This is a genomic window from Methylorubrum podarium, assembly GCF_022179745.1.
In the GTDB taxonomy this organism is placed as follows: Bacteria; Pseudomonadota; Alphaproteobacteria; order Rhizobiales; family Beijerinckiaceae; genus Methylobacterium; species Methylobacterium podarium.
Genome location: NZ_BPRD01000518.1, coordinates 1 through 5644 on the forward strand (window position 1 = coordinate 1; position 5644 = coordinate 5644).

The window sequence follows — 5644 nt, forward strand, 5'->3', positions numbered from 1 at the left end:
GGCCGCAGCTGCGGCCCCTGCACGCTCTGCTGCAAGGTCTACGAGGTGCCCGCGGTCGAGAGTCCGGCGGGGCGCTGGTGCCGGCATGTCCGCTCGGGCGGCGGATGCGGCATCCATGCGGAGCGGCCTGACCATTGCCGCGCGTTCCACTGCCTCTGGATGACGGAGGCCTGGATCGGACCGGAATGGCGGCCGGACCGGGCGAAGATGGTGCTCAGCCTCGATCCCGTGACGCGCTTCCTCAACGTGCAGGTCGATCCCGGTCAGGCCGGAGCCTGGAAGCGGGCGCCCTATCACGATCAGCTGCGGCGCTGGGCGGCGGCCTCCCTGCCGCTGCGGCGCTACGTGCTCGTCCACACCAGCGCGATGACGACCGTCGTCCTGCCGGATCGGGACGTGCCGCTCGGCACCTTCGCGCCCGGCGACCGGCTCGTGGCCCGCGAGCGGATGGGGCCGGCGGGAATGACCGCGGATGTGGAGAAGGTCTCACAGTCGGCCTGATCTCGGACCGGCTGCCTTGGGCCTCTTCGCTCGACCGTCGCGGCGGCGGCTCCGGCCAGGACCGCTCAGGTCATGCAGCGGCCGGGCACCATGCGGCGCGCCTCGGGCCCGACGAGCGAGCTCAGGGGGGCCTCGCAGCCTTCCCGCGTCAGGCGACGGGGCTTGGCCGGCAGCTCTTCCTGGGCCGAGCGGGTCGGTACCGACTCCGTGCGCGTGGTAGGGCGCGGCGCGGTCGCCACATGAACCGGGCTGAGGGCCGTCGAGTAGGGGCGCATGCCCGGCAGCGGCGTGGCGGGCGCCTCGTAGGCGACGCGCGGACCCGTCGGGGCCCCCATGGCGTCGGCCTCCTGCCGGACGACCGGCAGCAGCAGCAGGGTCAGGATCGCAGCGGGAACACTCACACCGAGGACGAAGCCGGTCCGAAGCATCTTTGCGATCTCCGATGGGAGCTTGACAGGTTGTCATCACAACGCTGCTTTCGGATCACTGGTTCCTTCACTGTCCCGCTTCGGATCAAGTCAGTATTCCAACCCCGATTCGCGGCCTCGCCGGCCCGGCCCGCGCACCGATTCGACGCGGTGGGGCGTGGCAAAAAGACATCTGTGGACAGAAAATCGGCGCCGGTGAGCGAATTTCGGAACCTCGCCGACGGCTAACCGTTGAGGAAGCACCCGGCCACCTGGTCCTCCCCGCATTCCCCTTGTGCATCGGCCGGAACCTCTTCACGGGTCGGACAATGGTCCGGCCCGTTTTTTCGTGCCCGGCCTCCGCGGCTGGTTGCCGGCCACGAAAAAGGGCGCCGGCCTCGCTGGCCAGCGCCCTCGGCTCTCGTCCGGTGCGTCGGTTCAGGCGTTGTGCGCCTCGCGGCGGCGGGCGCTCTGCTGGAAGAACAGCGCCTGGCTGATCACGGCCGAGACGTTGGCGGGCTGGAACGGCTTGGCGATGAGGAAGGCCGGCTCCGGCCGCTCGCCGGTGAGGAACCGCTCCGGATAGGCGGTGATGAAGATCACCGGCACCTCGAAGGTCTTCAAGAGGTCGTTGACCGCATCCAGGCCCGACGAGCCGTCGGCGAGCTGGATGTCGGCGAGGATCAGGCCGGGGCGCTTGCTCTCGGACGCGATCTTGACCGCCTCGCTGCGGGTCCGCGCCACGCCGATGACGTTGTGGCCGAGCCCTTCGACCAGGGCTTCGAGATCCATGGCGATGAGCGGCTCGTCCTCGATGATCAGGATCTCGGTCGCCATGTCGGCGGCGAGTTCACGGCCCGCCTCGTCCACCAGGTCGCGCACCTTGTTCACGTCCACGTCCAGGATCACGCCGGCATCCTCCTCGGAGAAGCCTTCGAGGCAGGAGAGCAGGAAGGCCTGCCGGGGCAGCGGGGTGATCTGCCCGAGCCGGACTTCGGCCGGAAGGTCGTGCTGCACCTGATCGCTGTGGCCGTTGACCGAGAGCGAGTTCCAGATCCGCGTGAAGACGCGGAAGAGGTCCGCCTTCACATTCGTGCTGCGGCCCAGGGTCTCGGGCTCGTTGACCAGCGTCTCGAGCGTGGCGGCGACGTAGGCGTCGCCCGCCACCTGACTGCCCGTGAGCGCGCGCGCGTAACGGCGCAGGTACGGCAGATGCTGCACGACCAGTTGTGCTGTCGACATGAGTTCCCCTGAGCCTCTTCGCTCTTCGCTTATCGATGCGCCCCTAACGCGGGGGCTCGACGTCCGTTCCTGGCCCATGCGGAACCCAAGCCGCATGGCCGCGTTGCTGCTGCAGCCATGACTCATGTCAAGCTGCAAGACAATCGCGGCAGATGTGGCGCCAAGGGGATCTTGAAAGCATGAACGAGGACGAGCCGGCCGGTGCGTTCCCGACCGGGGACCGGCCCACTCGATTGCGTGCCGAGAACGGTTTGAACGACCAGACGCAGAGGCGCATCGGCACCCATCTGCGCGCGCTCTACGATTCCGTCGTGCAACAGCCGATACCGGACCGTTTCCGAGATCTGATCGCACGCCTCGAGGATGACGGACCGAAACCGGAGGGGCCGGTCGGTCCCTAACTTCCCTTTCAGACCGATCCCGAATGGCGCGAGCCGCACCCGGCTGGCGGGGGCGGCTCGCTTGTCAGACCATCGTCACAACGTCGTCGAGCGACCGCGCATCAGGCCGATCACGGCCGAGATCGCGAACAGGACGATCGCGACGAAAAACACGAGCTTGGCGGCCTCCATGGCCGTGCCGGCGATGCCGCCGAAGCCCAGCAGGGCCGCGACGAGGGCAACCACCAGGAACGTAACAGCCCACCCGAGCATGTCCAACTTCCTTCCAACAACTGGCGCGGCCCGTGCCGCCGCCTCTTGGAAGCAATAACGCCAAGTTTTCGCCGGGAGTTCCTTTTCGCGGCCGCGGCGCCGTGAAGAGTTTATTACGAACCGCGTGCGACCGTCGCAGGGTCTCGGAACCGACTGGCAAATCCGGCCGTTCGTCACCATCTCTCCGCAAGACGACGACCAGACTTGTCGATGTGAAGGAGGCCTCTGGCGTGCCCGCACAGAAAAAGCCCTTAGTTCCCGGTATCGCTCAGGTGAAGGCCGCCTTGGAGGCCGCAGCCCGGCTCGTGTCGGCGCTCGCGCCGCAGCCGGTTCTGCAGCCCATTCCGGTCCGCGTGAAATCCGCCCGCCGTCGCTGAGACAGACGGCAGCCTTTCGATCCTTATTCGGTCGCTGCAAGGTGATCCCATCGAGCGCCGTCCCCCCGGGCGGCGCTTTTTTCGTGGCGTCGATCTTTCCACAGCTTTGCGCCCGCTCGGAGCGAAAAACCGATCACGGTCCGCGCCGAACAACGCTGGGCCGCCGAGCGTCCCGACCGGGAACACTCGTTTCATCGCTCGAACGGCAGGCGCGGGTCCGCTTCTGCGTGGTCTTCCCAAATTGTCACCGCTTCGCTCGGCGGCCTAGCTGACGCCCGAGCGATACGGTCGGCCGGTCCGCCTCGATGGCGGACAGGCCGTAGGCGCCGGGGTGACGGGGGGTGGCGGGGATGGGTTTCGGCAAGCGTGCGCCCGGAGCATGGGCAGTGAGAAGCCCGGCCGAACCGGTTGCGGCGCCGCGCCGCCGACTTGTCACGACGGCTCTCCTCGGCTTGCTGATCGGCCTCGGCCTGACGAGTGCGACGACGATGGTGCGCGCCTCCGAACGCGGCCTGCTCAACGGGCTGTTCGAGACGATCTTCGGCGCAGCGAGCCCCGCACCCGCCGTCGTCGCGAAGCCGATCCCGAGAGCGCCCCGGCGCTACGCATCGCTGCCCGAACCGCGTCGCAGCGCGGGAAACCGTCTGGTGCAACGGACGCCGCGCCTCGAAGCGCGCACGGTGCGGCCCGGCCGGCGGGAGCGGGCCGTCGCACCGGCTGCCTTCGCAGCCGGAACGCGGACCGTCTGCGTGCGCCGCTGCGACGGATACGCGTTTCCCCTCGGCCGTCTGCAGGCACGGGCGGATCTGCCCGTTCACGCCGCGGCCTGCGCCGCCGCCTGCCCGAACGCGCGGACGGACCTGTTCACCCTGGCGCCGGGTCGGTCCGAATTCGAGCAGTCGGTCGGTCTCGATGGCCGCCCCTATCTTCGCACCGCCTCGGCCAACCTCTATCGCCGCACCCGCGTCGAGAACTGCTCCTGCCAACCGACGGGTGTCGCGGGGCCGCTGATGCCGCTCGCCGACGACTACACCCTTCGGCCGGGCGACGTCGTCGCCTCGGACGCGGGAGCCGACCTCGTCGCCGGCCTCTCCCGCGCCGGGCCGACGCTCGTCGATTACCGGGTCGCGGCCCTGAGCCGGCGCGGCCGCGGCATCATCGAGGAAAGGGTCGGCGCCCTGCGTCGTGACGCGGCCGGTGCTGCGTTCCGGGAGGTCCTGCGCGCCGCACGGTCCGGATCCCGCCGGGTGCGCGTCGCCGAAGCGCAGACCATGAAGCTACGGGTCGACATGGCCGCCGCGGACTTCGCGCCGGTCGCCTCGCGCGGCGAAGGCTTCGCGCCGGTCCGCATCGTGTCGCCCTCCCCGTTCGGGCAGTGATCGGATTCCGTCCGGCCGGCGCATGAGTTGGCGAAACCGCCGGGCTGTCGTAGGCGGGCGGCACCGTCGTCGTTCGAAGCCGTCATCATGAGTGAACCGTCCGCGGACGCGAAAGGCCCCTCGCCCGATTTCGAGAGCGCTCTGCCCGCGCCCGGGCGGACCGAGACGATGAGCCCGCTGGTGCGGCGGCGGATCTGCCCCAATGGCGGTCCCTTCACCGCGAGCGGGACCTGCAGCTACATCGTCGGGCGCGGCCGTGTCGCGGTGATCGATCCGGGTCCGGCGGATGCCGGGCACATCGACGGATTGCTGGCCTCGCTCGATGGCGAGCAGGTCGAGGCCATCGTCGTCACCCACACCCACCGCGACCATTCACCGGGCGCTCGCCTGCTGCAGGAGCGAACCGGCGCGCCGATCGTCGGCTGCGGCCCGCACCGGGCCGCCCGGCAACTCGCCGAGAACGAGCTGCCCGCCCTCGATGCCAGCGCGGACCGCGAGCACCGGCCCGACCGGGAACTGGCGGAGGGAGAGAGCCTGACCGGCGACGGCTGGACGCTGACCGCTTTGGCGACCCCCGGCCACACCATGAACCATCTCGCCTTCGCCCTGCCCGAGGAGAACGTGCTGTTCTCCGGCGACCATGTGATGGCGTGGTCGACCTCGATCGTCGCGCCGCCGGACGGATCGATGCGGGCCTACATGGACTCGTTGGAGCGCCTGCGCGATCGGAGCGAGACGCTCTACTGGCCGGGCCATGGCGGACCCGTGCGCGATCCCCGCCGCTTCGTGCGCGGGCTCGCCGCCCACCGCCGTCAGCGCGAGGCGGCGATCCGTGCCCGGCTCGAGGCGGGCGACCGCGACATCGCGGCCATCGTCGGCACGGTCTATCAGGGCCTCGCGCCGCACCTGCGCGGTGCGGCGGCGCTCTCCGTCTTCGCCCATCTGGAAGATCTGGTGGAGCGGGGCCTCGCCGTCACCGACGGCCCGCCCCTGCTCGGCGGAACGTTCCGGCCCGCCTGAGCAACGCCCGACGGCGCCGCACCGCCCACCTTACTTCAGGGCGATGGCGAGGTTGGCGACCTCGT

The 5644-nt window shown here is 69.9% G+C and carries 7 protein-coding genes; 4 read left to right on the top strand and 3 right to left on the bottom strand.

The features are described 5' to 3' along the window. On the top strand, positions 1-501 hold a 501-nt coding region (locus MFF42_RS22510), incomplete at its 5' end, for a hypothetical protein (protein ID WP_238257895.1). Positions 502-566: 65 nt separating this feature from the next. On the opposite strand, the gene MFF42_RS22515 is transcribed toward MFF42_RS22510, so the two are convergent. After that, positions 567-929, bottom strand: coding sequence for a hypothetical protein (locus tag MFF42_RS22515; RefSeq protein ID WP_238257897.1), 363 nt, complete (start codon positions 927-929; stop codon positions 567-569). Between the two features lie 417 nt (positions 930-1346). Next, entirely contained in the window at positions 1347-2150 is an 804-nt protein-coding gene (locus MFF42_RS22520) for a response regulator (RefSeq protein WP_017486160.1), read from the bottom strand. 179 nt (positions 2151-2329) lie between these two features. Here MFF42_RS22520 and MFF42_RS22525 point away from each other — a divergent pair, with 179 nt between their 5' ends. Beyond that, entirely contained in the window at positions 2330-2551 is a 222-nt protein-coding gene (locus MFF42_RS22525; protein WP_238257899.1) for a NepR family anti-sigma factor, read from the top strand. Between the two features lie 75 nt (positions 2552-2626). Here MFF42_RS22525 and MFF42_RS22530 read toward each other — a convergent pair whose 3' ends face one another. Next, positions 2627-2803 carry a DUF1328 domain-containing protein gene (locus MFF42_RS22530; protein ID WP_012454900.1) on the bottom strand — a complete coding sequence of 59 codons (177 nt, stop codon included), beginning with the start codon at positions 2801-2803 and terminating at the stop codon, positions 2627-2629. Positions 2804-3566: 763 nt separating this feature from the next. On the opposite strand from MFF42_RS22530, the gene MFF42_RS22535 reads away from it, so the two are divergent. Further along, positions 3567-4559, top strand: coding sequence for a DUF2865 domain-containing protein (locus MFF42_RS22535; RefSeq protein WP_238257901.1), 993 nt, complete (start codon positions 3567-3569; stop codon positions 4557-4559). A gap of 87 nt (positions 4560-4646) precedes the next feature. Next, positions 4647-5579: an MBL fold metallo-hydrolase gene (locus MFF42_RS22540; RefSeq protein ID WP_238257903.1), complete on the top strand. Its 933-nt coding sequence runs from the start codon at positions 4647-4649 to the stop codon at positions 5577-5579. Positions 5580-5644 lie beyond the last annotated feature (65 nt).

Excerpts from the sequence above, each read along its gene's own strand:
- MFF42_RS22520 (WP_017486160.1), bottom strand. The coding sequence starts at position 2,150 with ATGTCGACAGCACAACTGGTCGTGCAGCATCTGCCGTACCTGCGCCGT.
- MFF42_RS22540 (WP_238257903.1), top strand. The coding sequence starts at position 4,647 with ATGAGTGAACCGTCCGCGGACGCGAAAGGCCCCTCGCCCGATTTCGAG.
- MFF42_RS22515 (WP_238257897.1), bottom strand. The coding sequence starts at position 929 with ATGCTTCGGACCGGCTTCGTCCTCGGTGTGAGTGTTCCCGCTGCGATC.
- MFF42_RS22525 (WP_238257899.1), top strand. The coding sequence starts at position 2,330 with ATGAACGAGGACGAGCCGGCCGGTGCGTTCCCGACCGGGGACCGGCCC.
- MFF42_RS22530 (WP_012454900.1), bottom strand. The coding sequence starts at position 2,803 with ATGCTCGGGTGGGCTGTTACGTTCCTGGTGGTTGCCCTCGTCGCGGCC.